Source organism: Pseudophaeobacter sp. C1-32P7, from assembly GCF_041008775.1.
GTDB lineage: Bacteria > Pseudomonadota > Alphaproteobacteria > Rhodobacterales > Rhodobacteraceae > Phycobacter > Phycobacter gallaeciensis_A.
The window spans coordinates 121386-146117 of sequence record NZ_JAXGFR010000012.1 but is presented as its reverse complement, the minus strand read 5'-3'; the positions used below and the strand labels follow the sequence as shown (position 1 = coordinate 146117).

Sequence of the window (24732 nt, the reverse complement as noted above, 5' to 3'; positions counted from 1 at the left end):
AATATGAGCTACGCACAGGTTTCAACGATTGCCACCCATGCACCGGCGAGCACAAGGTCTGTCAATGTTCTGGCGGGGCAAGGGGGGGCCAAAGAGGCGAAAACAGAAGATTTTGCCAGCCATGTTGCACCGCAGTCGCCTGACGCAGAGGCGATTGATGCAATCTTCGCTAACTACGACCTGAGCGATATCTCCCCGCAGGAAATTGACCAGATGGCCGATGAATTGGTGGCGGCAGGTTTCGACGACATGAAGTTTATTATGATGCTGACGACCAAGGGCGCGGCGTTCCAGGCCCATCTACAAGAGGACTTCGCGCAGTCCGGATATGAGGTTTCCCGTGGAAACAGCAACGCAAAGATGGACCTGATTGAGGTGACCCGCGACCAGCTGAAGATGTCCAAGGCCTTTGGCCAGCCGACCCAAGCTATGGAAAGCTTTCTTGACGACATAGAGGATATCGCTGCGGAGCAGGCGGCACCGCCACGCGCGCCGATCGCTCTGGTCCGGGGGGGCGATCTCGGCACGCTTGTGTTGTCGCAGGCAGACCGGATCTAGCGCTGGACTTAACCGGGCCCGATCGGGTCAGATGACATGCCGGGGGCGGGGGCTATGGAAATGGCCTCCGCCCCCTTTTTATTTGCGGTCAGGGTTTGCATGGGGCCGACCTGGGGGCACGTCTCATGGCATCTCCCCTTAGACGGTCTGGCGGGGTGAGGCGGGGCTGAATCGGGCCTTGGAGGAGATTACTTTTTCGTGATATTTTTCAGTGTGATAACGCACAGTTGATGTGTCGCGAGGAGCTCTGCTTTTCCATCAAGGCAGGAATGCGCTGAGCGCATGCGATGTGTGATCTTCCTCACATAAACAGACGCGATATCGGCCTAAAGGTGCCGGGCACTGGGCGCGATTGGCAACATTCCGCGCAGTTCATGCCGTGGGTTTCCAGCCGTCAGTCCATCCGGAATTTCAAGGATGCTGCGGCGAAGACGCCCTTGGTAATCAACGTATGAGGTGCAGCCGCCGGGGATGGGGCTGCCGTGCCGCGTCGAAACGTCAGGAGACATCTTTATGACCACCACACTCACAACCAGAGCCATTGCTGCCACTGTGGCTGCGATGCTTGCCGCTCCTGCATTTGCAGGCCCGACTTATGAAAACAGCACCGGCGGGTCGTTTACCTGGTACGGCCAGTTCGACCCGGCCTTCCAGTAGTACGATGATGGCGCGGAAACCTACAGCCGCCTCGTGGACAACTCCGGCTCCAACTCCCGCATCGGCTTCCGCCTGAAGCAGGCCTATGGCGAAAACACGCTGACCTTCGCCTTCGAAACCGCATTTGGTCTGCGCTCGTCCTGCAGCGTCAACCAGACGTCCAAGGGCGACAACGTCAGCTGGTCCCGTACCAACCTGCGCCACGTGGACTTCCAATTCGATACCGCGCGTTACGGCCGTTTCTCGGCTGGTCAGGGCTCGATGGCGTCTGACGGCATTGCATTCGCCGATGCCTCCGGCACCGGTCTGGCTGCTGGCACAGCGGTTGCCGACCCGGCTGGCGGATATGCGTTCCGCACCGCAGGTGGTGCTCTGAGCACTGTGTCCGTCGGCGACGCCTTCAAGGACTATGACGGCAGCCGTCTTGGCCGTGTGCGCTATGACTCCGTGAACTTCAACGGTTTCACCTTCTCGGCGTCCTACGGTACCGACATCCTGAAAACCAACAACGACCGCGAAACCTATGACGTCGCTGTGCGCTACAGCAACGACGAGCTGGGTGATTTCGGGTTCGACGCAGCTCTGGGCGCAGCCTGGACCGAGGAAACCGGCAAGGCAGACATCCGTGACGTCGCGGGCTCCTTCGGCGTCGAGCACAAGCCGACCGGCCTGTCGCTGACCGTTGCTGCAGGCGAGCGTGACATTGCTGGCAGCTATGCCTACGCCAAACTGGGCTACAGCGCGAACCTGATTTCGGCTGGTTCCACCTCCGTCTCCGTCGACTACTACGATGGTTCGGACATGGTTACTTCGGGCGATTCTGCTGAATCCTGGAGCATCGCAGCCGTTCAGAAAGTCGACAAGTACAACGTCGAAGCTTATCTGGCCTACCGCGATTATTCCTATGCGGACACTTCCGCGACCAACTACCAGGACAGCAACGTGATCCTGGCGGGTGCGCGCTGGAAATTCTAAGTCCCGGGTATCCGGACTGCCAAAAGACGAGAACACGCCCCGCGGGGCGTGTTTTTCATTTCGGGGTCGGTTTCACCCAACGAAACCCTCATAAACCTGCCCAATGTCGCACCGAAGCGGGCAATGCCTCTTGCACCGAAGGCCCCAGACACATAGAAGGCCTCAAATTGTCTGGGGGCGGAGCCTGCGCGCGCGCCCCGAATCTCTATGAGGTATAGGATGCAGGTCACCGAGACGCTGAACGAAGGTCTGAAACGCGGCTACGCCATCACTGTCACAGCCGCCGAGCTGGACGAGAAGGTCAACGAGAAGCTGGCAGAAGCGCAGCCCGAAGTGGAGCTGAAAGGCTTCCGCAAGGGCAAGGTGCCGATGGCCCTGCTGCGCAAGCAGTTTGGTCAGCGTATGCTGGGCGAAGTGATGCAGGAAGCCGTCGATGGCGCCATGAACAAGCACTTCGAAGACAGCGGTGATCGTCCGGCGATGCAGCCCGAAGTCAAGATGACCAACGAAGACTGGAAAGAAGGCGACGACGTCAACGTCGAGATGTCCTACGAGGCACTGCCTGAGATTCCCGAAGTCGACCTCTCCGTCATCTCGGTTGAGAAAATGGTTGTCAAAGCCGAAGACGAAGCCGTCGAGGAAGCGCTGCAGAACCTGGCCGACACCGCCAAGGATTTCGAAGCCCGCGAAGAGGGCGCTGCGTCGGAAGATGGCGATCAGGTCGTGATCGATTTCGTCGGCAAGGTTGACGGCGAAGCCTTCGAAGGCGGTTCCGCCGAAGATTACCCGCTGGCGCTCGGCTCCAACTCCTTCATCCCCGGCTTCGAAGAGCAGCTGGTCGGCGTGAAGGCCGGTGAGGAAAAAGACGTTACCGTCACCTTCCCCGAAGACTACCAGGCCGATCACCTGGCGGGTAAGGAAGCCGTGTTCTCCTGCACCATCAAAGAGGTCAAGGCGCCCAAGGCCGCCGAGATCGACGACGAACTGGCGAAGAAATTCGGTGCCGAAGATCTGGAAGGCCTGAAGGCTCAGATCCGTGAGCGTCTGGAAGCGGAATACGCTGGTGCAGCCCGCGCCGTGATGAAGCGCGCGACCCTGGACAAGCTGGACGAGTTGGTCTCCTTTGACCTGCCGCCGTCGCTGGTCGAGGCCGAAGCACAGCAGATCGCGCACCAACTGTGGCACGAGGACAACCCGGACGTCCACGACCACAACCACGGTGAGATCGAAGCGACCGAAGAGCACACCAAACTGGCCGAACGCCGCGTGCGCCTTGGCCTGCTGCTGGCCGAGCTGGGCCAGAAGGCAGAGGTTGAAGTGACCGACGCGGAAATGACCCAGGCGATCATGGCGCAGGCGCGTCAGTACCCGGGTCAGGAGCGCCAGTTCTTTGAATTCATTCAGCAGAACGCTCAGATGCAGCAGCAGCTGCGTGCGCCGATCTTCGAAGACAAGGTCATCGACCACGTCTTTGATCAGGCGACCGTGACCGAGAAAGAAGTCTCGAAAGACGATCTGCAGAAAGCTGTTGAAGAGCTGGACGAGGAGTAATCCTCTCTCTCCAGTAGTTGTTGAAAGGGCCGCCCGTCAGGGGCGGCCCTTTTTCATTCTGGTACAGGGAGTGCGGGCCACATGGACACCGCAAGCCGGTTCAGGTCCTCAGGCCGGTTTCCTTCAGCATGCCGCGGCGCTTGGCTTCGTAGTAGTAGCCACGCGAGTAATGTTTGACGGCGGTGTCCTCGCTACCATCGGCAAGCAGCCAGGCGCCGCGCAGGTATTTCACCGAGAATTCAAGGTTGGTGTCTGCGTCCAACAGGTCCTGTGGCTTGCCTTTGAAGCCCATCGAACGCGCGGTGGCGGGCAGAATCTGCAACAGGCCGTAGTAGGGCCGGTTGACGGCTGTTGGGCGATGGGTGCTCTCCCGTACCGCCAGCCGGTGCACCAGAGAGCGCGGCACCTCGTAGTGGTCGGACCAGTAATTGATCTTCTTGCGCAGGTCCGGGGTTTCATTTGGAAACAGTGGCGGCTCGTTGCGGCTGACGGCCTGAGGGGCAGAGCCGCAGCCCGCGGCAAGCAGCGGCAAGGCCAGCAGAGAGAAGACATGACGTCGGTGCATCGGGGAACTCCGGGCAACAGGAACAGAATGGATCCGTGAAGGGCGCTCCGTCTGGGGAGGCGATGGGCACAGGGGGATCCGTCACGGCAGACTAGTCATGCTTGAGAATGACCACAATCGGGCGGAAGCGCAGCGCTGTTTCATCGGCAAATCTTCACCGATCCATGAGGGGGGCAAGGCCGCTGAGAGGGGTTTGAGCGCCCGTTTCAGGCGCGCAAAAGTCCCGTTATCGAGCCATTCGCACCTTCCGTCGGCAGCTTTGGCAGGCCTCCGCCGATATGCGGAAAAGTGCAAACAATTCTAATTTATAAGGCTTTGTTAATTTTCGCTGGAAACGCCAGAATACCCATGCGCATTGAGGCAAAAATAATACCTCAGGAAGGGTGCCCTGCTTTCGCCTGTAGCGGTGCCCGTAAACGAGCAGTAAAAAGGGGCCGCGGCCGTTTCCCACTTTCCGCGGTCCCAATAAGCTGAGCGGTCCATAATAACAGCGCAAATGAGTTTCGCATCATTGGCTGAAGCACCGGCTGAATCAAAGCCAAACCCGCCAGAGCAGACGCCGCCCGAGAACTGAAAGGGCGTGCAAGGCCCCCGCGCAGCGCAGCAGGCGCGCTTGCCGGGGGCGGGACCCAGCTGGTTCCCGCCGACCTCATCAGCCCATGTGGCGGAAATCCGCGATCAGCCGGTCACCGGATGGCCGCGGTTCTGCATGCAGCGGATCACGTAGTCACGCTGGGCCTGTTTGACCTGGATGTCGCCTACGGCGGCACCAGCCATGGCGCCGGCAATCGCGCCAACAAGCGCCTTGTCGCTATTTTCGGTCGCCCCCACCAAGGCACCGCCTGCACCTCCAAGTGCGGCGCTTGTTCCGATGTGACCTTGTCCGATCTGACGGGCCGAGGCCTGACATTGTGCCAGATCCGTTTGATAGTTCGGGCCCGGAGTTCCGGCCAGCGACAAGGGCGCGTCAACCGATGGCGTGTCGCATCCGGAAAGGGTCGCGGCGCATAGCCCTGCAATCGCGATGGTTCTCAGCATCATCGGGTTTCTCCTTTGTCCAAATGCATCTCTTACCCATTCACTGTAGGCAGGAAGGTCCATCATGGCCAGTGTGCTGTCTGGCAAAGGAAAAGGCCGCGCCCATATGGGGCGCGGCCTTCGTGTTCTCTCGCTGTGATCCGCTGGGATCAGGCGTTGGTCTCTTCGTCGCCGGTCGCGGCCGGAGCGGCTTCGCCTTCGTCCTCATCGTCGGAGGCAGCGGAACCGATGTCGTCGAACAGCTCGGAGATTTCGAATTCAGCAGCGGCTTCCTCTTCGGCGGCCAGCTCCTGGATCGATTTACCCGAGGCTTGCAGTTCGGCTTCTTCCGGCGAGCGGGCCACGTTCAGCTTGATGGTGACCATGACTTCCGGGTGCAGGTGCACTTCGGCCACGTGCAGACCAAGGGTCTTGATCGGCTCGCGGATGATGACCTGCTTGCGGTCGACCGAGAAGCCTTCCTCGGTGGCAACGTCGGCTGCGTCACGCGGGGTGACCGAGCCGTAGAGGTTGCCGCCATCGGAAGCGGAGCGAATCACGATGAACTGCTGTCCGTCGAACTTTTCGCCCAGGGCTTCGGCTTCTTTCTTGGTCTCCAGGTTGCGCGCTTCCAGCTGCGCTTTCTGGGCTTCAAAAGAGGCGATGTTGGCTTCGGAAGCAACTTTGGCCTTGCTCTGCGGCAGCAGGTAGTTACGGGCGTAACCGGGTTTGACGTCTACGACGTCGCCCATCTGACCCAGCTTGGCCACACGTTCAAGAAGGATAACTTGCATGTCAGGTCTCCTTACTTCACGGCGTAGGGCAGCAGGGCGAGGAAGCGGGCGCGCTTGATGGCGCGGGCCAGTTCACGCTGCTTCTTCGCCGAAACGGCGGTGATACGGGAGGGAACGATTTTGCCGCGCTCAGAGATGTAGCGCTGCAGAAGACGGGTGTCTTTGTAATCGATCTTCGGCGCATTGTCGCCCGAGAAGGGGCACACTTTGCGGCGGCGGAAAAACGGTTTGGCTGCCATGGTTTAGCGTCCTTTTCTCAAGCGTTGATCAGCGGCGTTCACGGCGACCTTCACGGTCGTCACGCTTCTGCATCTGGACCGAGGGGCCTTCGTCGTGTTCGTCGACCTTGATGGTCAGAACACGCATGACGTCGTCATGCAGGCGCATCAGGCGTTCCATTTCCTGGATCGCCGCAGACGGTGCGTCGGTCTTCAGGAAGGCATAGTGGCCTTTACGGTTCTTGTTGATCTTGTAGGCCATCGTCTTGACGCCCCAGTACTCCTGGTCGACCAGCTTACCGCCGTTGTCGGACAGAACAGCACCGAAGTGTTCGATGAGGCCTTCAGCTTGCGAGTTGGACAGGTCCTGACGCGCAATCATTACATGCTCATAGAGGGGCATGCGAACTCCTGTTTGTGTCTAGGCGCATTTCATAGACGGGGCGATGTAGCCTTCCGCGGCCCTGTCACGAGAGTCTGCGCGGATCGAATGTCGTGCGGAAGGAAGCCCCGATATACAGGCTTTACCGATAAGAGCAAGGGATAAACGCAGTGCTAAGCCTGCAATCACTGGGGGCCCGGCCTAAGGACATGCTTAAGGCCACTGTGGCGTGCGGGAAACCCCCTTGGTTTGGTCAAAATACTGCCGCATTCATCGGCTTCAACGTGGTTAATCAAGCATTAACGAGCGTCGGTTTGCCCGGCCAGCTACAGTGAGGACCCCATGCGCCTAGCCCAGATCCCGCACCCCGTCATTCCCGGATCCTTTGCCACAGCCCCTGGCGCCATGAGGGGCGGGTCGCTTGTGCTGGGGTTCAAAGCGAATTGGCCGATGCGGCGGATGCTGCTGCAGATGCTGGGCGTGGCTTTACTGCTCTGCGCGGCAGGGCTGTGGATGATGAACGCGGAAATGATGCACCCGGGGGACAAAGTGATCCGGGTGGGCGTTTGCGTGGTCTTTTTCTTTCTGGGGATGGTTCTGCTGACCATACGGCCCCTGCGGCCCGGCACAGAAGTGTGTTTCGATCCGGTGCGGCGGGAATTGCGGGTCCTGAGAACCAATAGCCAAGGCGCGGTCCGGATTATTCTGCGCCGCCGCTACGACAGCCTTGGTGCAGCACGGCTGACCTCGGCCACGGTTCAGTTGTTCGAGGCGGATGGCAGCCTGTTGTTCGAGGTGCCGCTGAGTACTGTGCAGTCCCGCAGCCTGTTGCGCGATCAGCTCAGCGGATCTGTGCCGCTGCTGACCTGAAAACCGCTTGAAAAATAGGCGCAGAATTTTCGCGGTTGCTCGGTAAGGTCTTGCAATCAAACAGACAACTTTCCGAGGCACGGGTAACTGTTCGGTTAGGAACAGACAATGTGGAAAATTGCCAGTTTCATTTCGTCTCCCGGTGGCACAGGTGTTGGGCATACAAAATTCGTTCCAACGGAGTCCTCTGACGATGAAAAACCTTCTGCTTGCCGCCGCCCTGACCGGCGCCGCCGCCACCGCCGCTGTCGCCGCGCCTGAAAAATACGTGCTGGATTCCAGCCACAGCCAGGTGGTGTTCAACTACAACCACCTCGGCTTTTCGACCACTTGGGGCATGTTCTCGGGGTTTGAAGGCGAGATCATGTTCGACAAGGAAGATCCGGCAGCCTCCAGCGTTTCCGTGTCGATGCCCGTGATGTCGATGCTGACCGGCTGGCAGGCGCGTTTCGATCACTTCATGTCCAATGACTTCTTTGCGGCAACCGAAGATGAAATGGTGACCTTCACCTCCACCGAGATCCACGTGTCCGGCGAGAACACCGCGCACATCACCGGCGACCTGACACTGAACGGTGTGACCAAATCTGTCGTGCTGGATGCCAAGCTGAACCAGGCGGGTGATCACCCGATGGCGGGCAAGCCCTGGGCCGGTTTCAACGCAACCACCACGCTGCTGCGCAGCGACTACGGTCTGGAAAAATTCGCTCCTTACGTCAGCGATGAAGTCCAGGTTCAGATCTCCATCGAAGCGATGAAAGCTGAATAGGCTACTGACTCGATCGTAAGATCCGCCGCCGGTTCCAGTCTGGGACCGGCGGTTTTTTTGTGCGCGCTGGTGTGGTGCGCTCTAGGGGGCTCAATAGGCTCTAGCGATGGCCGGAGGAGCCGCGGGCAGGGAGGCATCTCAGCGAGAGCCGTAGGATCCCTGCTGCGTCCCCGATTATGGCGTGGAGGACAACAGGTACGGGTTTTCATTCCGTTGGCCTCATTGCACCGTGGAAGCTCTACCTGTCGGGGCCGCCCCCATGCGGAGGCTCTGCCGTCCTTTTGTACCCGCATACGGTTGTCGATGGCCCAAACAAAAACGCGGGCCACCGGAGTGGCCCGCGCAAGGAAACGCTTGGGGCTGCGGAATATCGCGTTAGTTGCGGGTTGCCTCCAGCTCCACTGAAATCTCCACCGCAAAGGCAAGCGTGCCTTCGTCCTGGGTGCCCTGACCGATATTGAAATCCAGCCGGTTGACGGTTGTGCCTCCGCGCATGCTGGCTTTGTCACCGTCCAGGGTCAGCTCGAACGGCAGGGTGATCGGCACGCTCTGATCGCGGATGGTGAGTGGACCAACGGCCTGGTAGCCGTCCGCGGTCTTTTCGATCTGACCTTCGAAGGTGGCGGTTGGGTAGGTCGCCTGATCGAAGTAATCCGGGCCCATCGCCTGGTCCGTGACCGATCCAAGGGTCAGCGAAGCGATCGAGATGGTGACGGAAACATCGCCAGCCGGTCCCGGCGCGGCGGGCTCTTCGAAATTGATGTCGGCGTTCCAGTCGGCGAACTGACCGGTTACGCTGCTGCCCATCTGCACAACCGAGATGGCAAGGGTGCCGCTCTCGACGCGCCAGCCAGAGGTATCTGCTGTCTCGGTTTCCGCACTCGCGGTGGGCTGCGGTGCAGAGGTTGCGGCCTGCGTGGCTGTGGCGGTTTGGTCGTCGTCGAGACCAAGGAACGCACCGGTACCAAGGACCACTGCAAAGACAACAATGGCGGCAAGGGCAGGAAGGGCGCTGTGGCTTTGCGCCGGGGGCACGGGCATATCACCGGATCCGGGCAGCATACGACGCAAGGTCGAATCCTTGTCGATCACATGATGCTTCAGCGCGCCCGCCACGTGCAGGGCCAGCGCGGCCAGCAGGGTCCAGACCAGAATGCCATGTGCCGCGCCAAATAGGCTGGCAACGCTTTCGGATTTGGCGACAAAGGGCAGGGACTGGCCAAAGGGCCAAAGGATCGGTGCGAAGCCCGTTGTCGCGGCGTGGTGGATCCAGCCGGTCAGCGGCACCGCCACCAGAGAGATATAGAGCATCCAGTGCACGATTTCGGCCGCCAGTGCTTCGGGCTTGTTGTCCGGGTGCAGCAACCCCGGCTTCTCCTGCGTCACCGCCCAGAGAATCCGGGCCAGGGCCACAAAGAAGACGGCAACGCCGACCGTCTTGTGCAGGGAAAACAACAGCGTGGCGCGGGAAATGGTTTCCTGCGCGCCGTCGAATCCGGGGCTTTGGATGGTATGCGCCAACTCGTTTGCAAAATAGCCAAGCGGGAAGGCGGAAAAGATCAGCAAGGCTGTCAGCCAGTGAAACGTTTTGGCAACGCTGCCGTAGCTGGAGAAAGAATTGCGGCGGGACACGGGGACAAACCCTCCTTGGGTACGGGATACCATTACAGCCTACCGTGCGGGTGCGCGCATGCAATGCAGGCAGCTGTCAACCGGTGCACAGCGCAGGTGCGCTGACGCGGCATCGGGCGCAGATCTCTTGTACGCAGGGTCTGCTGCGTCTAAACCGGCTGAAATGGCAAATAAAGATGGGGTCTTTGATGACTGTCGCATTCGTGTTTCCCGGGCAGGGTGCCCAGACAATCGGCATGGGCAAGGAGTTGGCCGAGGCCTATCCCGCCGCAAAAGCGGTGTTTGATGAGGTCGACGCGGCGCTGGGGGAAGCCCTCAGCAGCCTGATCTGGGAGGGCGATATCGAGACCCTGACCCTGACCCGCAATGCCCAACCGGCGCTGATGGCGACCTCGATGGCGGCGATGCGCGCGCTGGAGGCCGAAGGCATCACCGTCGACAAGGCTGCCTTTGTCGCCGGCCATTCCCTGGGGGAGTATTCCGCACTTGCCGCCGCCGGGGCGATCTCGGTTGCCGATACCGCGCGGCTGCTGCGCACCCGCGGGGCTGCAATGCAGGACGCCGTGCCGGTCGGTGAGGGCGCCATGGCGGCCATTCTGGGGCTGGATCTTGATGCGGTTCGGGCGGTTGCCGAAGAAGCGGCTGAGGGCGAGGTCTGCCAGGCCGCCAATGACAACGATCCGACGCAGGTTGTGGTCTCCGGTTCCAAGGCCGCCGTTGAGCGCGCCGCGGTAATTGCCAAGGAAAAGGGCGCCAAGCGCGCGGTGATGCTGCCGGTCAGCGCACCGTTCCACTGTGCCCTGATGCAGCCTGCCGCCGATGTGATGGCGGAGGCGCTGGCGGGCGTTGAGATCAAAGCCCCTGCCGTGCCGCTGATCGCCAATGTGCGCGCTGATGAGGTGACCGATCCCGACACCATCCGCCAGTTGCTGATCGAGCAGGTCACCGGCTCCGTGCGCTGGCGCGAAAGCGTGCAGGCGATGGCCACCAAGGGTGTGACCGAGTTCTGGGAGATCGGTGCGGGCAAGGCCCTGTCCGGTATGATCCGCAAGATTGATCGCAGCCTGACCTGCCGTCAGTTCGGCACCGCCGAGGGCGTCAAAGCCGCGGTTGAGGCATAATTCAATCCGTCGCACCAGCGACGGAACGCGTCCGCCCGCCCCAAGGCGGGCGCGTTTGCGCCCACCCGGGCGACCACGCTCCGTCTTCTCCAGATGTCGCGATGCCGCGGCAAAGTCTGGGAAGCCCTGTTCGAAACCGGTTGTACTGCCTTTGAGCGAACCGGCGCATAGATACAAAGGACCCCATCATGTTTGATCTGACTGGCAAGACTGCCCTCATCACCGGCGCATCCGGCGGCATTGGCGGCGATATCGCCCGCGCGCTGCACGCTGCTGGCGCCACTGTTGCCCTTTCGGGCACCCGCGAAGAGCCGTTGAAGGCCCTGGCCGAGGAACTGGGCGAGCGCGCCTTTGTGCTGCCGTGTAACCTCAGCGATGCCGATGCCGTCGAAGCGCTGCCGAAACAGGCGGCCGAGGCGATGGGCTCCGTTGATATCCTCGTGAACAACGCAGGCATCACCAAGGACAACCTGTTCATGCGCATGAAGGACGAGGAATGGCAGAGCGTTCTGGACGTGAACCTCACGTCCACCATGCGCCTGTGCCGGGGCGTGCTGCGCGGCATGATGAAGGCGCGCTGGGGCCGGATCATCAATATTTCCTCAGTGGTCGGTGCGACCGGCAACCCGGGGCAGGCCAACTACGCAGCCTCCAAGGCCGGTATGGTCGGCATGTCCAAATCCCTCGCCTATGAAGTGGCTAACCGGGGCATCACCGTCAATGCGGTTGCCCCCGGATTCATTGCCACGGCGATGACCGACAAGCTGAACGACAACCAAAAGGACGCGATCCTGACCCAGATCCCGGCAGGCCGCATGGGAGATTCGAAAGAGATCGCTGCTGCGGTTCTATACCTTGCCAGCGCCGAGGCCGCTTATGTGACCGGCAGCACTCTGCACGTGAATGGCGGTATGGCGATGCTGTGATTGGCAATAGCCTTGCCGCGCCGGATTGCGGCGTTGCAGAATGATGAAAAAGGGGCCCTCTCGGGCTCCTTTTTTGCGTCTGTCAGAGGTGATCTCCTTCACAAGCATCTGTTAACAAAAACTTTATGGTGAAATCCGCGGCGCGGGGCTTGTGGGCGTTCCCCACAACCTCCATTTGCCAGTGCAGCACGCGTTTTAACCCGTTCTCTGGATCACCCGGAACGGCGCGAAAACGTTTGCCTCTGGGCGCGTCTGTGCTATAGGCGGCCCATATTTCCGCTGACGAAGGGGTTTGACCCCTGTCTCGGTCAGCCCCCGCCCGGCGGGGGCACAACCGCCCGGATCGGGCAAAACCACGCCAGCCCGAGCGGGTAAGGGCAAAACCGGGCAGATTGCCCTGAAGAAAAAACGAGGAATGGATATGAGCGACGTCGCAGACCGCGTGAAAAAGATCGTTGTAGAGCACCTGGGTGTTGAAGAAGCCAAAGTGACCGAGAATGCCTCGTTCATCGACGACCTGGGCGCAGACAGCCTGGACACGGTCGAGCTGGTTATGGCCTTTGAAGAAGAGTTCGGAATCGAAATTCCGGACGATGCAGCCGAAACCATCCAGACCTTCGGCGACGCAGTGAAATTCATCACTGAAGCTTCCTAAGATACGTCATTCACATATCTGTGAATGCCAAGGCGGCGCTTTCCTACCGGGAAGCGCCGTTTTGCGTCATGGAGGGTGGACGGTTTTGTGGCGAGGTGATCATGGACGTTCCCAGTCTGTGGTATGCTGGGGACGATATCCTGATCCAACCCGCTAGGAGGACCTATGCCATGATGATCTACCCCACGATGGAGCTGATGAACGGCGGTTGCGTAACGCTGGACAAGGGGCGCCTGGAGGAACCGGTTCTTTGGCATGTGGATCCGGTCAAGACGGCCAAGGATTTTGCGGCCGCCGGAGCGGAATGGATGCATCTGACCGACTTCAATGCGGTGCAGGGCGATGATTCCAATGCTGCGCTGGTCGAGGAAATCATCCGCAGCGTCGGCATTCCGGTGCAACTGGGGGGTGGCCTGCGCAGCCGCGAGCAGGTCGAGCACTGGATCGACCTTGGTGCCGGGCGGGTCACCGTCAGCACCCTGGCCGCGCGGGATCCGGCGCTGGTCAGCGAATTGGCCAAGCAACACCCCGATCAGATCGTGCTCGCGGTGGATGTCTGGCAGGGGCAGGTGATGACCGAAGGCTGGCGTCAATCCGGTGCGTTCTCTCCCGAAGCCTATATCGCCGCCTTTGAAAACGCGCCTTTCGCGGCAATCCTGGTCACCGATATCGACAGCGACATGTCCGAGGTCGAGGCGCAGCTGGGTCTGATTTCCGGCCTAGCAGCCGAGGCGAAAGCGCCGGTCATCGCCAGCGGCGTGGTGCGCAACGTGGATGACATTTCGCGGTTGAAATACATCCCCAATATTGCCGGTGCCTTGGTCGGGCGGGCGCTGTTCCGCAAGACGCTGACGCTTGAGGAAGCGCTGGAAACCGCCCGTCCGCAACCCGAACCCGTCGCGGAATTTCGCTAAAGCACCGATGACGCGGTCGTTATTTCGGCGCTCTGCGGGCTCCGGCGGCGGATGCTCCGGGCTACCAAGGTGATAGGTCAGTCGCCTAGTCTGCTGAAAAGAAATGAAAACACCCTTCGGCGCAGCAGGCCGTAGGGTGTTTTTCTTTGGTGGCTCTCCGACAATACAGTCCGACCGGCCCATCTGCGCGGACCTGCGTCGGCGCTCTTGCACCTTTTGGTAAATCCAAGGTATCTGGATGGGCGAAAAATGCCGAGGCAGAGGAGAGCATGGAATGCGTCGAGTAGTTGTCACCGGACTTGGCCTGGTTACCCCTTTGGCCAGCGGGGTAGAAGAAACATGGTCGCGTCTGCTGGAAGGTAAATCCGGCGCCGGGCCGATCACCCTGTTCGATGCCCATGAAAGCGGCGTCGCCACCACCTATGCCTGCGAAGTCCCGCGCGGTGATGGCACCGATGGTACCTTCAACCCCGATGAGTTCCTTGCCCCCAAGGAACAGCGCAAGGTGGATGATTTCATCCTCTATGGCATGGCGGCTGCGGATATGGCCGTCAAGGATGCCAACTGGACCCCAAGCGATGAGGAAAGCCTGCTGCGCACCGGCGTGATGATTGGCTCCGGCATCGGCGGGCTCAGCTCGATCGCAGACACCGCGGTTCTGATCAAGGAACGCGGTCCGCGCCGTGTCTCTCCCTTCTTCATTCCTGGCTCGCTGATCAACCTTGCCTCCGGTCAGGTGTCGATCCGTTATGGCTTCCGCGGCCCGAACCACTCGGTCGTCACCGCCTGTTCCACCGGCGCGCACGCCATCGGTGATGCCAGCCGTATCATCCGGGCAGGCGACGCCGATGTAATGGTCGCCGGCGGCGCCGAGGCGGCAATCTGCGAGATCGGCATCGCGGGCTTCAACGCCTGCAAGGCGCTCAGCACCAAATACGGCAACGATCCGCAATCCGCGAGCCGCCCCTATGATGAGGACCGCGATGGTTTCGTCATGGGCGAGGGCGCCGGCGTGGTGGTGCTGGAAGAATACGAACACGCCAAGGCGCGCGGCGCCAAGATCTATGCCGAGGTCCTGGGTTACGGCATGTCGGGCGACGCCTATCACATCACCGCCCCGTCGGAATCGGGTGAGGGTGGCGAGCGCGCCATGCGGGCCGCGCTGTCCAATGCGGGCCTGAAGCCGACAGACGTGGATTACATCAACGCACATGGCACCTCGACCATGGCCGACACCATCGAGCTGGGCGCGGTTGAGCGGATGCTGGGCGATCACGCGGGCAATGTCACCATGTCCTCCACCAAATCGTCGACCGGTCACCTTCTGGGTGCGGCCGGCGCGATCGAGGCGATCTTCTCGATCCTGGCGATCCGCGATCAGGTGGCACCGCCGACCATCAACCTGGACAACCCCGCCATCGAAAGCCGGGTCGATCTGGCGCCCAACGCCAAACGCGAACGCAAGATCGACGTGGCCCTGTCCAACTCCTTCGGTTTTGGCGGCACCAATGCTTCGGTGATCTTCGGAAAGCCGAAATAAATGTGGCGCGCACTGGCCTCCAACATGCTGACGGTCCTCATCGTGGCGTTGTTCCTCTTGGGCGGCGTCATCATGTGGGGCCAGTCGCAATACACCTCTGAGGGACCGCTGGAGCAGGCCATCTGCCTGCGCGTCAAAAGCGGCTCCAACATGACCCGCGTGTCCCGCACGCTGGAGGATCAGGGCGCGGTGACCTCCGGGGCCCTGTTCCGGGTTGGTGTTAAATACAGCGACAAGGCATCGCTGCTGAAGGCAGGTAGCTACCTGGTACAACCCGGCGCCTCGATGGAGGAGATCGTCGATCAGATCACCCGTGGCGGCGCCAGCACCTGCGGCACCGAGATCGTCTATCGCGTCGGCGTCACCCGGGTTCTGGCTGAGGTGCGCGAATTGGATCCGGCCAGCAACCGGTTCGTGGAGCGGGCAGAGTTCAACCCCGCCGAGGACGAAGCGCCCGCCGAATACCTTGAGAAAAAGGCCGAAGCCGATACCCGGTTCCGCATCGCACTGGCCGAAGGTGTGACCAGTTGGCAGGTGACCGAGGCGCTAAAGTCCATGGATATCCTTGAAGGTGATCCCGGTGAGCGCCCGCCCGAGGGCATGCTGGCGCCGGACAGCTATGAGGTCACGCCCGGTGATGAGCGGGCAGCGATCCTTGCAGCAATGCAAGAACGTCAAGTCCTGCGCATCAATGCCGCCTGGGAAGGCCGCTCTGCGGATGCTGCTGTGGAAACGCCCGAAGAGATGCTGATCCTCGCCTCGATCATCGAAAAGGAAACCGGTGTTGCCGAGGAACGCGGGCAGGTGGCCAGCGTCTTTACCAACCGTCTGAAACGCGGCATGCGTTTGCAGACCGACCCGACGGTGATCTACGGCGTCACCCAGGGCGAGGGCGTGCTGGGACGTGGTCTGCGTCAAAGCGAGCTGCGCCGGGTAACGCCTTGGAATACCTATGTCATCGAAGGGTTGCCGCCGACCCCGATCGCCAATCCTGGCTTTGCCAGCCTGGAGGCCGCGGTCAATCCGGATGAAACGGATTACCTGTTCTTCGTCGCCGATGGCACGGGCGGCCATGCCTTTGCCGAAACCCTGGCCGAGCACAACCGCAACGTGGTCAAGTGGCGTCAGATCGAGGCAGAGCGTAGCAGTGATTGAGGTGTCCTTTATCTGACGCTGGCACCCAGCGGCGGACGACAAATTCACAGTGATACAAAAGGGCGCCTCGGTGCCCTTTTTCTTTGCGTGCGTACCGCGGCATACCCGGTCGCTTTGCATCCGACGGGCCGCAAAGCCTAACAAGGATTGGCGCCGCCGTTCTGCCAACCTGCTGCAGCGCTTGACATGATGGGCGGAAACCCGTATAAGTTGAGCTGCAGTTGGAAGGAAACTTGGCGGCCCCGCAGCGCATGTCGGCGGCCGTCTTTTCTTTCTCTCATCCGGAGCATTTCCGTATGAGGCCCGATTATTCCCATGACAACACCAGACTCCGCCGATGAGTATCGGCCTGTCCGCGATCTGTTGCGGTCTTTGCAGGCCTCGCTGCTGCGGCTGCGCAACGAGGCGGAGGGCTTGCACGACTCCCTGATGCAGAACGGTGCAGTTGCGCTGACACAGGGAGAGCGGCAGCAGGTGGCGAAGCTCGAAAGCCTGATCCGGGACAGCCAGAAAGTGGAGAAGTTGATTGCAGAGCGAACCCATGACACTGCCGCAGGCGATGCTGAACTCGACCTTGAAAAGGCCCGGGCTGAAATCTGCCGCCGCCTGGATTGCCTCCGTGCCGCTGCAGTTGCAGAGCCGCCTTCTGGAGGGACTGAGTGATCAGGCCACGCGGGCGCTGCCCTATCTGTTTGAGGTCTGGGCCCATCCCCATCAGCTGCCGCCAGAGGGGGATTGGCGGTGCTGGGTGATCCTTGGGGGGCGCGGGGCGGGCAAGACGCGGGCCGACGCAGAATGGCTGCGGGCGCAGGTCGAGGGGGCGACGCCCCTGGCCGAAGGAAAGTCCCGGCGCGTTGCACTGATTGCCGAGACATACGATCAGGTGCGTGATGTGATGATCCACGGCGACAGCGGGTTGCTGGCTTGCTCTCCCTCGGATCGCCGTCCGACGTGGAAGCCGAGCGAGCGCAAGTTGATCTGGGCCAATGGTGCGATGGCGCAGGCCTTTTCCGCCCATGATCCCGAGGCGCTGCGCGGCCCGCAGTTTGATGCGGCCTGGGCGGATGAGCTGGCCAAGTGGAAGAAGGGCCGGGATTGCTGGGACATGCTGCAATTTGCCTTGCGGCTTGGCACGCACCCGCAGGTCTGCGTCACCACAACGCCCCGCAACACACGGCTGCTGCGGGACTTGCTGGCGCGGGACAGCACGGTACAAAGCCACGCCGCGACCGAGGCTAACCGGGCCCATCTGGCGCCCTCATTCCTGACGGAGGTACGGGCGCGCTATGCCGGGTCGCGGCTGGGGCGGCAGGAACTGGACGGGGTGCTGCTCTCGGATGTGGAGGGGGCGCTTTGGTCGGCGGAACAGTTGGAGAGGGGCCGGGTCGAGACTGCGCCGCGGCTGAGCCGGGTGGTGGTGGCGGTGGACCCCGCTGTCAGCGCCGGAAAATCCTCGGACGCCTGTGGGATTGTGGTGGCCGGTGCCATCACCGACGGGCCGCCGCAGGATTGGCGCGCCTTCGTGCTGGCCGACCGCACACAGGAGGGCGCGCAGCCGCTGGCCTGGGCCCAGGCGGCGATCCGTGCGCGCGAGGAATTCGACGCCGACCGGCTGGTGGCCGAGGTTAATCAGGGCGGCGCACTGGTCGAAAGCGTATTGCGGCAAGTGGATCCAATGGTGCCCTTTCGCGCCCTGCACGCCGCGCGCGGCAAGGCGGCGCGGGCGGAACCGGTGGCGGCGCTTTATGAACAGGGACGGGTGGCGCATCTGCAGGGGCTCGCTGCGCTGGAAGATCAGATGTGCCAGATGACGGCGCGGGGATATCTGGGCCAGGGATCGCCTGACCGGCTGGATGCGCTGGTCTGGGCCCTGCACGAATTGATGATCCGTCCTGCCGCCTCTCTGCGCCTGCCACGGGCGCGTCTGCTCTGATCCGGGGGCCGGGGTGTTGCGCCCCCGGCGGGCGCGGCACTTCGTGGATCTTCATTCCCCTCAGGCACAACTGTTTCTCAGCAAAGGGCGGATTGGCCCGATCAAGCATGAGGAGTGCAGCATGGTCTTTGACCTCCTGCGGCGCAAGACACGGGCAGCCGAACCACCGGTGCAGCAGAAAGCAAGCGCGGCGGCCCGCGTGGTGAACTGGCACGGGCTGGGCGGTGTCAGCTGGAGTCCGCGCGACGCCGTCTCGCTGACCCGCAGCGGTTTTGCAGGCAATCCAGTGGGATTTCGCGCCGTCAAACTGATCGCCGAGGCAGCCGCGTCTTTGCCGCTGGTCTTGCAGGATGCGACGCAACGCTATGATCACCATCCGCTGCTGACCCTGCTCGCACGGCCGAACCCGGCGCAATCCCGCTCGGACCTGATCGAGGCGCTGATTGGGTATATCCTGCTGTCTGGCAATGCCTACGTTGAGGCGGTAGCCGGGGAGGAGGGACTACCGGCGGAGCTGCACGTGCTGCGCCCAGACCGGATCAGCGTCGTTCCCGGGGGCGATGGCTGGCCGGTGGCCTATGACTATGCGGTGGGCGGGCGCAAGCACCGGTTTGCCGCCACTGGCACCCGCAGCCCGATCTGCCACATCCGCAGTTTCCACCCGCAGGACGACCACTACGGGCTTGCACCCTTGCAGGCCGCCGCGACGGCTGTGGACGTTCACAACGCCGCCTCGCGCTGGTCCAAGGCGCTGCTGGATAACGCTGCGCGTCCATCCGGGGCGCTGGTCTGGTCCGGCAGCGATGGGCAAGGCATGATGCCTGAGGATCAATTTCGACGGTTAAGCGATGAAATTGAAACGAATTTCCAGGGTGCACGCAATGCTGGCCGCGCGATGGTTCTGGAAGGCGGCCTTGACTGGAAACCGATGGGGTTTTCGCCCTCGGACATGGAATTTCAGAAAACCAAGGAAGCCGCCGCGCGGGAAATCGCCCTGGCTTTCGGGGTGCCGCCGATGCTGCTGGGCCTGCCCGGTGACGCTGCCTACGCCAATTATCAAGAGGCAAACCGCGCTTTTTACCGGCTGACCGTGCTGCCGCTTGCGGGTCGCGTGGCAACGGCGCTGTCGGATTGGCTGTCGGGATTCACGGGTGAGGCGCTGGTGCTGAAACCGGATCTTGATCAGGTGACGGCCCTTGCGGCCGAGCGCGAGGCGCAGTGGCGCCGGATCTCCCGCGCCGATTTCCTGAGCCGGGATGAAAAACGCCGCCTGCTGGGCCTGCCGCCGCTAGCAGAGGGAGAGACGGATGTCTGAGATACCCTTGCCTCCGTTTGATTGTTCTCCGGGATTGCGGCTGTCGGCCCATGAACGCGTCACCGAGATTCAGAACCAGGCGATGAACCGCAGGCTGGAGCGGATGGAGCAGATGATGGAACGGTTGGAAAAACGCCTGTGGCTGACTGTTTACGGCGTCGCCGCGGTGATCCTGGCGCAGGCGTTTCAATCCTTTCTGGTTGGTCTTTGATCACAAATTCAGAGTGTTATCGGGAGTATTGCATGCCACCTGAAATGGAATTGGAACATAAGTTTGCCCAAGGCGGCGGCGGGCTTGCCCTTGCGGCGGACAATGTCATCCGGGGCTACGCCAGCCTGTTTGGTGAGGTCGATCAGGGAGGCGATGTGGTGATGCCCGGGGCCTATGGTGCCTCGTTACAGGCGCTGGCCGCGCGGGACTGCAAGGTCAAGATGCTGTGGCAGCACGATCCTGCGCAGCCCATTGGGGTCTGGGACGAGGTACGCGAAGATGCGCGTGGCCTTTGGGTCAGCGGCCGGGTCCTGACCGATACCCGCCGCGGCGCAGAAGCGGTGTCCCTGATCACGGCCGGGGCCATTGACGGGCTGTCGATTGGCTATCGCACGGTCAAGGCGATCCGGCGGGCCGGGGGCGGACGGCATCTGACCGAGTTGGATCTCTGGGAGGTTTCGCTGGTGACCTTCCCGATGCTGGCGACGGCCCGGGTGTCGGCAAAATCGCGGCGTGGCGCAGATGAGGCTCTGCGGACCCTCGCGGCTGAGCTGCGCGGTGCCTGCGCGGAAGCCGAGGGGATCCCGGGCTCGCAAGACTTTCACAACACAGGACAGGCAGATGAGCAATCACAACAGTCCGGCTGACACCGGAGAAACGGCGCCTCTGGCGCAGGAAGTCCGGCAGGCAGTTTCCGGCTTTGTCAAAGACTTCAGGGGGTTTCGGGGTGAAGTGCAGGAAAAACTGAAACAGGTGGATGCGCGAATGACAATGCTGGATCGAAAATCTCAGGTGGTGAACCGACCGCAACTGGCGGCAGGCGAAGACATTGGCGCCCCGCATCAAAAGGCCTTTGGCAGCTATCTGCGATCAGGGGATGAGAGCGCGTTGCGCGGGCTGGATCTCGACGGTAAATCCCTGTCCACCGTGGTCAACAGCGATGGCGGCTACCTGGCGGATCCGCAAACGGCGGACACGGTGAAATCGGTGCTGCAATCGACAGCCTCGATCCGGGCCGTGGCCTCGGTCGTGAATGTCGAGGCGACCTCGTTCGATGTGCTGATCGATCATACGGATGTGGAGGCAGGCTGGGCCAGTGAGACTGATCCCACGGTCGAAACCGGCACGCCCTCCATTGACCGGATCACCATCCCGCTGCATGAACTCAGCGCCTTGCCCAAGGCTTCGCAACGGCTGCTGGACGACAGCGCCTTTGACATCGAAGGCTGGCTGGCCGGGCGTATCGCCGACAAATTCGCCCGCTCCGAGGCGGCGGCCTTTCTGAGCGGTGACGGGATCGACAAACCCACCGGGATTCTGACGCACCCGGCGGTCGACAATAGCAGCTGGAGCTGGGGCAGCCTTGGTTATGTGGCGACGGGCACCGATGGCAGCATCGGCACGGGAGATGCGATTGTCGATCTGGTCTATGCGCTGGGGGCGCGCTACCGGGCCAACGCGACCTTCGTGATGAATTCCAAGACCGCCGGGGTGATCCGCAAGCTGAAGGACGCTGACGGCCGCTTCCTGTGGTCCGACGGTCTGGCGGCGGGCGAACCGGCGCGGCTGATGGGTTATCCGGTGCTGGTGGCCGAGGACATGCCCGATGTGGCCTCGGACAGCTACGCGGTGGCCTTTGGCGATTTTGCGGCCGGGTACACCATTGCCGAGCGGCCCGACCTCCGGGTGTTGCGGGATCCCTTCAGCGCCAAACCGCATGTGCTGTTTTACGCCACCAAACGCATCGGCGGTGATGTCAGCGATTTTGCGGCCATCAAACTGATGAAATTCGGCCTGAGCTAACCGCCCGGGACCGATGACGGGACCGGCAGCCCGGACCCGTCGGCGGGCGCATGTCAGATACTCCCTGTCGTCCAGCTGCTCCCCCTCCGTCCGAGCGGCAGGGAGGATGTGCGCCCGCTGCAGCGATCAGACAAAGCCATAAGGACGCCGGGAAGTGCGGAGAAATGTGATGATATTGACCGATGTGGCGCCGCTGCCGGACAGCGCCTTGCCGCTGGAGGCCTTCAAGGCGCACCTGCGGCTGGGCTCCGGGTTTTCCGAAGACAGCCTTCAGGATGGTGTTCTGAACGGGTTCTTGCGCGCGGCTCTCTCTGCGATCGAGGCGCGGTGCGGCAAGGTCCTGATAACACGCAGCTTCACCTGGGAGCTGCCGCGCTGGCGCAACGCAGAGGCAGAGGTCCTGCCGGTCGCGCCGGTGACCTCGGTGACCGAGATTGTGATGCGGGATGCCGAGGGCGGCGAAATGATTGTGGACCCCGCACTCTACCGGCTGGAGCGCGACACCCATCATCCCAAACTCTGCCCGCAACGCGGGTTCCTGCCCATCGTGGTCAAGGGCGGTTCGGTGCGGGTCGTTTTCGAGGCCGGGCTGGCGCCGGACTGGGGCGGCTTGCCTGCCGATCTGGCGCAGGCGGTTCTGATGCTGGCGGCGCATTACTACGAATACCGCGGGGATACCGGCCTGCACGGCGGTTGCATGCCATTTGGTGTCACCAGCCTGATCGAACGCTATCGCGCCATACGCCTGTCCCTGGGGGCGGTGCAATGACCGGGGCGTCGCGCCGCCCGCATCTGTCCCGGCAGTTGGTGCTGGAGGACCCGCGGCGTCTGCCCGATGGCGCCGGTGGATATGTCGAAAGCTGGAGTGCGCTTGGCACCCTCTGGGCCGAGGTCACGGCGCTTAGTGGGCGCAACGCAGACCAGCAGGGCGGCAGCCTGTCGCTGCAACGCTATCGCATCACTGTCCGGGCCGCCCCGGTGGGGGCGACGGCGCGGCCGCGTCCCGATCAGCGGCTTCGCGAAGGCACCCGCCGGTTTCGCATCGATGCGGTAAGCGAATCCGATCCCGGCGCGCGCTATCTGACCTGTTTCGCGGTCGAGGAGCTGGGCGCATGAGCTATGCCATTTCCGCCGCGCTGCAGGCCGCGGTCTATCAGCATCTGCTGGCGGACCCGGCGCTAAGCGCTCTCATCGGCAGCGATCTTTATGATGCACTGCCGTCGGGTACCCTGCCACAGACCTACGTGGCTCTGGGGCCAGAGGAGGTCGAGGATCGCTCGGATGCTACAGGAGCCGGGGCGCGGCACCGGTTCACGGTTCGTGTGTTTTCTGACACCGCCGGATTTGCCCATGCAAAATCCGTGGCGGCGGCGGTTTGTGATGCATTGAGCGATGCGCCGCTGCTGCTGAGCCGGGGGCGGCTGGTGGGCCTCTGGTTCGACCGTGCCGCGGCACAGCGGCTCAGTGGCGGCGGGCGTAGCATCGTATTGCGGTTTTCCGCCCGGGTCGAAGACAGCTGAACGCTGCTCTGCCGGTTCTTTAATTTAAACAATAGTGGAGTGACCTAATGGGTGCACAGAATGGCAAGGATCTATTGATCAAGGTGGATATGACCGGCGATGGGCAATTCGATTCCATCGCGGGACTGCGCGCCACCCGCATCAGTTTCAACGCCGAAAGCGTCGATGTGACCAGCCTTGAAAGCCAGGGCGGCTGGCGGGAGCTTCTTTCTGGCGCCGGGGTGCGCTCGGCTAATATTTCGGGTTCTGGGGTGTTTCGCGATGCGGGAACGGATGAGCGGGCACGGCAGCTGTTCTTTGACGGGATCACCCCGGATTTTAAGGTGGTGATCCCCGATTTCGGCATCATCGAAGGCCCGTTTCAGGTGACCTCGCTGGATTATGCGGGCACCCACAATGGCGAGGCAACCTACGAGCTGGCGCTGGCCAGCGCCGGGATGCTCAGCTTTACCGCGGTGTGACCCATGGCGAACCCCTACAGAGGCGAGGTGGAAATCACCATCAACGGCGCGCCTTACGTGCTGAAGCTGACCCTTGGCGCCCTGGCCGGGCTGGAGCAAAGCCTTGCAGAGGGAAGCCTCGTCGATCTGGTGCAACGGTTCGAAGCGGGGCGGTTTTCCGCCCGCGATATCCTTGCCCTGCTGGTGGCGGGTCTTGAGGGCGGCGGCAATTCCTTAAGCACCGAGGAACTGGCCCAGGCCGATATCGCGGCGGGACCGATGGGTGCAGCGCGGGTGGCGGCGCAGCTGCTGGTGGGCAGTTTCTCGCTTCCCGGAACAGAGGCATGAGCGGCTTTGACTGGCCCGCGTTGATGCGTGTCGGCCTGGTTGGTCTGCGCCTTAGCCCCGATACCTTCTGGCGCCTGACCCCGGCCGAGTTGCGGTTGATGCTGACTCCTGCGGGCGCTGGCGGGGCGCTGGACCGTGCAGGGCTTGAGGATCTGATGGCCGCCTTTCCAGACACTCCGAGAGCAAAGGACCCTGACCATGGCGGAGAGTGAAATCGCCGAACTGGAACTGCGTAGCGAGGCATTGGGCGATGCGCTGGGGGATGCCGCCGGCATGGCGGCCAGTTTCGACACGGAATTGCGCCGGGTGCGCCAGGCCTTTGCCGCGACGGGCAAGGATGTGCAAAGCCTTGAACGCGGCATGTCACGTGGGTTGCGTCGCGCCTTTGAGGGGCTGGTGTTTGATGGCAAGAGCCTGTCGGACGCGCTGGATACCGTTGCGCGCTCGATGATCCGAACCAGCTATAACGCCGCTATTCGCCCGGTCACCGATCATGTGGGTGGGCTTCTGGCCAGCGGTGTCGGCAATCTGGTCAGTGACATACTGCCTTTTGCCGATGGCGCTGCCTTTTCGCAGGGGCGGGTGATGCCCTTTGCCCGGGGCGGCGTGGTCAGTGGCGCCACGATGTTTCCCATGCGTGGCGGCACCGGGCTGATGGGCGAAGCGGGGCCAGAGGCGATTCTGCCACTGCGCCGCACCGCCGACGGATCGCTTGGCGTCACCAGTTCCGGCAGCGGTGCAACGCAGGTGGTGATGAACATTACCACGCCAGATGTGGCCGGGTTCCGCCGCAGCGAAGGGCAGATCGCCGCGCGCCTGTCCCGCGCCCTGTCGCGAGGCAACCGCAATCGCTGATCTGCGCG

General features: G+C 62.2%; 31 protein-coding genes. 25 read left to right on the top strand and 6 right to left on the bottom strand.

Annotated features, from left to right (window positions below):
- Window positions 1-3: 3 nt before the first annotated feature.
- From SM763_RS17090 to tig, 4 genes are all read left to right on the top strand, one after another.
- Window positions 4-558 carry a hypothetical protein gene (locus SM763_RS17090; RefSeq protein WP_368999274.1) on the top strand — a complete coding sequence of 185 codons (555 nt, stop codon included), beginning with the start codon at window positions 4-6 and terminating at the stop codon, window positions 556-558.
- Between the two features lie 513 nt (window positions 559-1071).
- Window positions 1072-1215 carry a hypothetical protein gene (locus tag SM763_RS17085; RefSeq protein ID WP_368999273.1) on the top strand — a complete coding sequence of 48 codons (144 nt, stop codon included), beginning with the start codon at window positions 1072-1074 and terminating at the stop codon, window positions 1213-1215.
- Window positions 1216-1248: 33 nt separating this feature from the next.
- Window positions 1249-2190: a porin gene (locus SM763_RS17080; protein WP_368999272.1), complete on the top strand. Its 942-nt coding sequence runs from the start codon at window positions 1249-1251 to the stop codon at window positions 2188-2190.
- A gap of 219 nt (window positions 2191-2409) precedes the next feature.
- Window positions 2410-3741, top strand: coding sequence for a trigger factor (gene tig / locus SM763_RS17075; RefSeq protein WP_065270427.1), 1332 nt, complete (start codon window positions 2410-2412; stop codon window positions 3739-3741).
- A 100-nt stretch (window positions 3742-3841) separates the two neighbouring features.
- Here the strand turns inward: tig and SM763_RS17070 are convergent, their stop codons facing one another.
- The 5 genes from SM763_RS17070 to rpsF form a co-directional block, all read right to left on the bottom strand.
- Window positions 3842-4306 (bottom strand): lytic transglycosylase domain-containing protein, encoded by a 465-nt coding sequence (locus SM763_RS17070; protein ID WP_274829185.1) that lies wholly within the window; start codon window positions 4304-4306, stop codon window positions 3842-3844.
- 678 nt (window positions 4307-4984) lie between these two features.
- Window positions 4985-5347, bottom strand: coding sequence for a hypothetical protein (locus SM763_RS17065; RefSeq protein ID WP_274829187.1), 363 nt, complete (start codon window positions 5345-5347; stop codon window positions 4985-4987).
- A 146-nt stretch (window positions 5348-5493) separates the two neighbouring features.
- Window positions 5494-6117, bottom strand: coding sequence for a 50S ribosomal protein L9 (gene rplI, locus SM763_RS17060; protein ID WP_065270424.1), 624 nt, complete (start codon window positions 6115-6117; stop codon window positions 5494-5496).
- An 11-nt stretch (window positions 6118-6128) separates the two neighbouring features.
- Window positions 6129-6356, bottom strand: a complete 228-nt coding sequence (rpsR, locus tag SM763_RS17055; protein ID WP_005982441.1) for a 30S ribosomal protein S18 — start codon at window positions 6354-6356, stop codon at window positions 6129-6131.
- 28 nt (window positions 6357-6384) lie between these two features.
- The gene (gene rpsF / locus SM763_RS17050; protein ID WP_065270423.1) at window positions 6385-6738 is read right to left on the bottom strand and encodes a 30S ribosomal protein S6; all 354 of its coding nucleotides are present in this window, start codon (window positions 6736-6738) and stop codon (window positions 6385-6387) included.
- 321 nt (window positions 6739-7059) lie between these two features.
- Between rpsF and SM763_RS17045 the strand changes: the two genes are divergently transcribed.
- Both SM763_RS17045 and SM763_RS17040 read left to right on the top strand, forming a co-directional pair.
- Window positions 7060-7587 carry a hypothetical protein gene (locus SM763_RS17045; RefSeq protein ID WP_274834300.1) on the top strand — a complete coding sequence of 176 codons (528 nt, stop codon included), beginning with the start codon at window positions 7060-7062 and terminating at the stop codon, window positions 7585-7587.
- Window positions 7588-7780: 193 nt separating this feature from the next.
- Window positions 7781-8356, top strand: a complete 576-nt coding sequence (locus SM763_RS17040) for a YceI family protein (RefSeq protein WP_274834298.1) — start codon at window positions 7781-7783, stop codon at window positions 8354-8356.
- Between the two features lie 375 nt (window positions 8357-8731).
- On the opposite strand, the gene SM763_RS17035 is transcribed toward SM763_RS17040, so the two are convergent.
- Window positions 8732-9988, bottom strand: coding sequence for a cytochrome b/b6 domain-containing protein (locus SM763_RS17035; RefSeq protein WP_368999271.1), 1257 nt, complete (start codon window positions 9986-9988; stop codon window positions 8732-8734).
- A gap of 188 nt (window positions 9989-10176) precedes the next feature.
- On the opposite strand from SM763_RS17035, the gene fabD reads away from it, so the two are divergent.
- From fabD to SM763_RS16940, 19 genes are all read left to right on the top strand, one after another.
- Window positions 10177-11109: an ACP S-malonyltransferase gene (fabD, locus tag SM763_RS17030; RefSeq protein ID WP_368999270.1), complete on the top strand. Its 933-nt coding sequence runs from the start codon at window positions 10177-10179 to the stop codon at window positions 11107-11109.
- A gap of 188 nt (window positions 11110-11297) precedes the next feature.
- A complete protein-coding gene (gene fabG / locus SM763_RS17025) occupies window positions 11298-12035 on the top strand; it encodes a 3-oxoacyl-ACP reductase FabG (RefSeq protein WP_065270419.1) in 738 nt (245 codons plus the stop codon).
- A 421-nt stretch (window positions 12036-12456) separates the two neighbouring features.
- Entirely contained in the window at window positions 12457-12690 is a 234-nt protein-coding gene (locus tag SM763_RS17020; protein WP_065273474.1) for an acyl carrier protein, read from the top strand.
- Between the two features lie 170 nt (window positions 12691-12860).
- Entirely contained in the window at window positions 12861-13604 is a 744-nt protein-coding gene (locus tag SM763_RS17015) for a 1-(5-phosphoribosyl)-5-[(5-phosphoribosylamino)methylideneamino]imidazole-4-carboxamide isomerase (protein WP_065273473.1), read from the top strand.
- A gap of 274 nt (window positions 13605-13878) precedes the next feature.
- Window positions 13879-15144, top strand: a complete 1266-nt coding sequence (gene fabF / locus SM763_RS17010; RefSeq protein ID WP_065270418.1) for a beta-ketoacyl-ACP synthase II — start codon at window positions 13879-13881, stop codon at window positions 15142-15144.
- Window positions 15145-16299, top strand: coding sequence for an endolytic transglycosylase MltG (gene mltG / locus SM763_RS17005; RefSeq protein ID WP_368999269.1), 1155 nt, complete (start codon window positions 15145-15147; stop codon window positions 16297-16299).
- A gap of 315 nt (window positions 16300-16614) precedes the next feature.
- Window positions 16615-16962, top strand: coding sequence for a recombinase (locus SM763_RS17000; RefSeq protein ID WP_368999268.1), 348 nt, complete (start codon window positions 16615-16617; stop codon window positions 16960-16962).
- Window positions 16859-18232 carry a DNA-packaging protein gene (locus tag SM763_RS16995; RefSeq protein WP_368999291.1) on the top strand — a complete coding sequence of 458 codons (1374 nt, stop codon included), beginning with the start codon at window positions 16859-16861 and terminating at the stop codon, window positions 18230-18232. Before SM763_RS17000 ends, SM763_RS16995 begins: the two co-directional genes overlap by 104 nt.
- A 121-nt stretch (window positions 18233-18353) precedes the next feature.
- The gene (locus SM763_RS16990) at window positions 18354-19547 is read left to right on the top strand and encodes a phage portal protein (RefSeq protein ID WP_368999267.1); all 1194 of its coding nucleotides are present in this window, start codon (window positions 18354-18356) and stop codon (window positions 19545-19547) included.
- Window positions 19540-19758 (top strand): GTA head formation protein, RCAP_rcc01685 family, encoded by a 219-nt coding sequence (locus SM763_RS16985; RefSeq protein ID WP_065270415.1) that lies wholly within the window; start codon window positions 19540-19542, stop codon window positions 19756-19758. Before SM763_RS16990 ends, SM763_RS16985 begins: the two co-directional genes overlap by 8 nt.
- Window positions 19759-19790: 32 nt before the next feature.
- Window positions 19791-20405: an HK97 family phage prohead protease gene (locus SM763_RS16980; RefSeq protein WP_368999266.1), complete on the top strand. Its 615-nt coding sequence runs from the start codon at window positions 19791-19793 to the stop codon at window positions 20403-20405.
- The gene (locus SM763_RS16975) at window positions 20380-21561 is read left to right on the top strand and encodes a phage major capsid protein (RefSeq protein ID WP_368999265.1); all 1182 of its coding nucleotides are present in this window, start codon (window positions 20380-20382) and stop codon (window positions 21559-21561) included. Before SM763_RS16980 ends, SM763_RS16975 begins: the two co-directional genes overlap by 26 nt.
- Window positions 21562-21730: 169 nt before the next feature.
- A complete protein-coding gene (locus SM763_RS16970) occupies window positions 21731-22330 on the top strand; it encodes a head-tail connector protein (protein WP_368999264.1) in 600 nt (199 codons plus the stop codon).
- Window positions 22327-22677: a head-tail adaptor protein gene (locus SM763_RS16965; protein WP_368999263.1), complete on the top strand. Its 351-nt coding sequence runs from the start codon at window positions 22327-22329 to the stop codon at window positions 22675-22677. Before SM763_RS16970 ends, SM763_RS16965 begins: the two co-directional genes overlap by 4 nt.
- On the top strand, window positions 22674-23081 hold the full coding sequence (locus tag SM763_RS16960) for a DUF3168 domain-containing protein (protein ID WP_368999262.1): 408 nt from the start codon (window positions 22674-22676) through the stop codon (window positions 23079-23081). The genes SM763_RS16965 and SM763_RS16960 overlap by 4 nt, the downstream gene beginning before the upstream one ends.
- A gap of 47 nt (window positions 23082-23128) precedes the next feature.
- Complete coding sequence (locus tag SM763_RS16955) at window positions 23129-23542, top strand: phage major tail protein, TP901-1 family (protein ID WP_368999261.1); 414 nt, start codon at window positions 23129-23131, stop codon at window positions 23540-23542.
- Window positions 23543-23545: 3 nt separating this feature from the next.
- A complete protein-coding gene (locus SM763_RS16950; protein ID WP_274837143.1) occupies window positions 23546-23869 on the top strand; it encodes a gene transfer agent family protein in 324 nt (107 codons plus the stop codon).
- Window positions 23866-24081, top strand: a complete 216-nt coding sequence (locus SM763_RS16945) for a rcc01693 family protein (protein ID WP_368999260.1) — start codon at window positions 23866-23868, stop codon at window positions 24079-24081. Before SM763_RS16950 ends, SM763_RS16945 begins: the two co-directional genes overlap by 4 nt.
- Complete coding sequence (locus SM763_RS16940; RefSeq protein WP_368999259.1) at window positions 24068-24724, top strand: phage tail tape measure protein; 657 nt, start codon at window positions 24068-24070, stop codon at window positions 24722-24724. The genes SM763_RS16945 and SM763_RS16940 overlap by 14 nt, the downstream gene beginning before the upstream one ends.
- The last annotated feature ends 8 nt before the right edge of the window (window positions 24725-24732 follow it).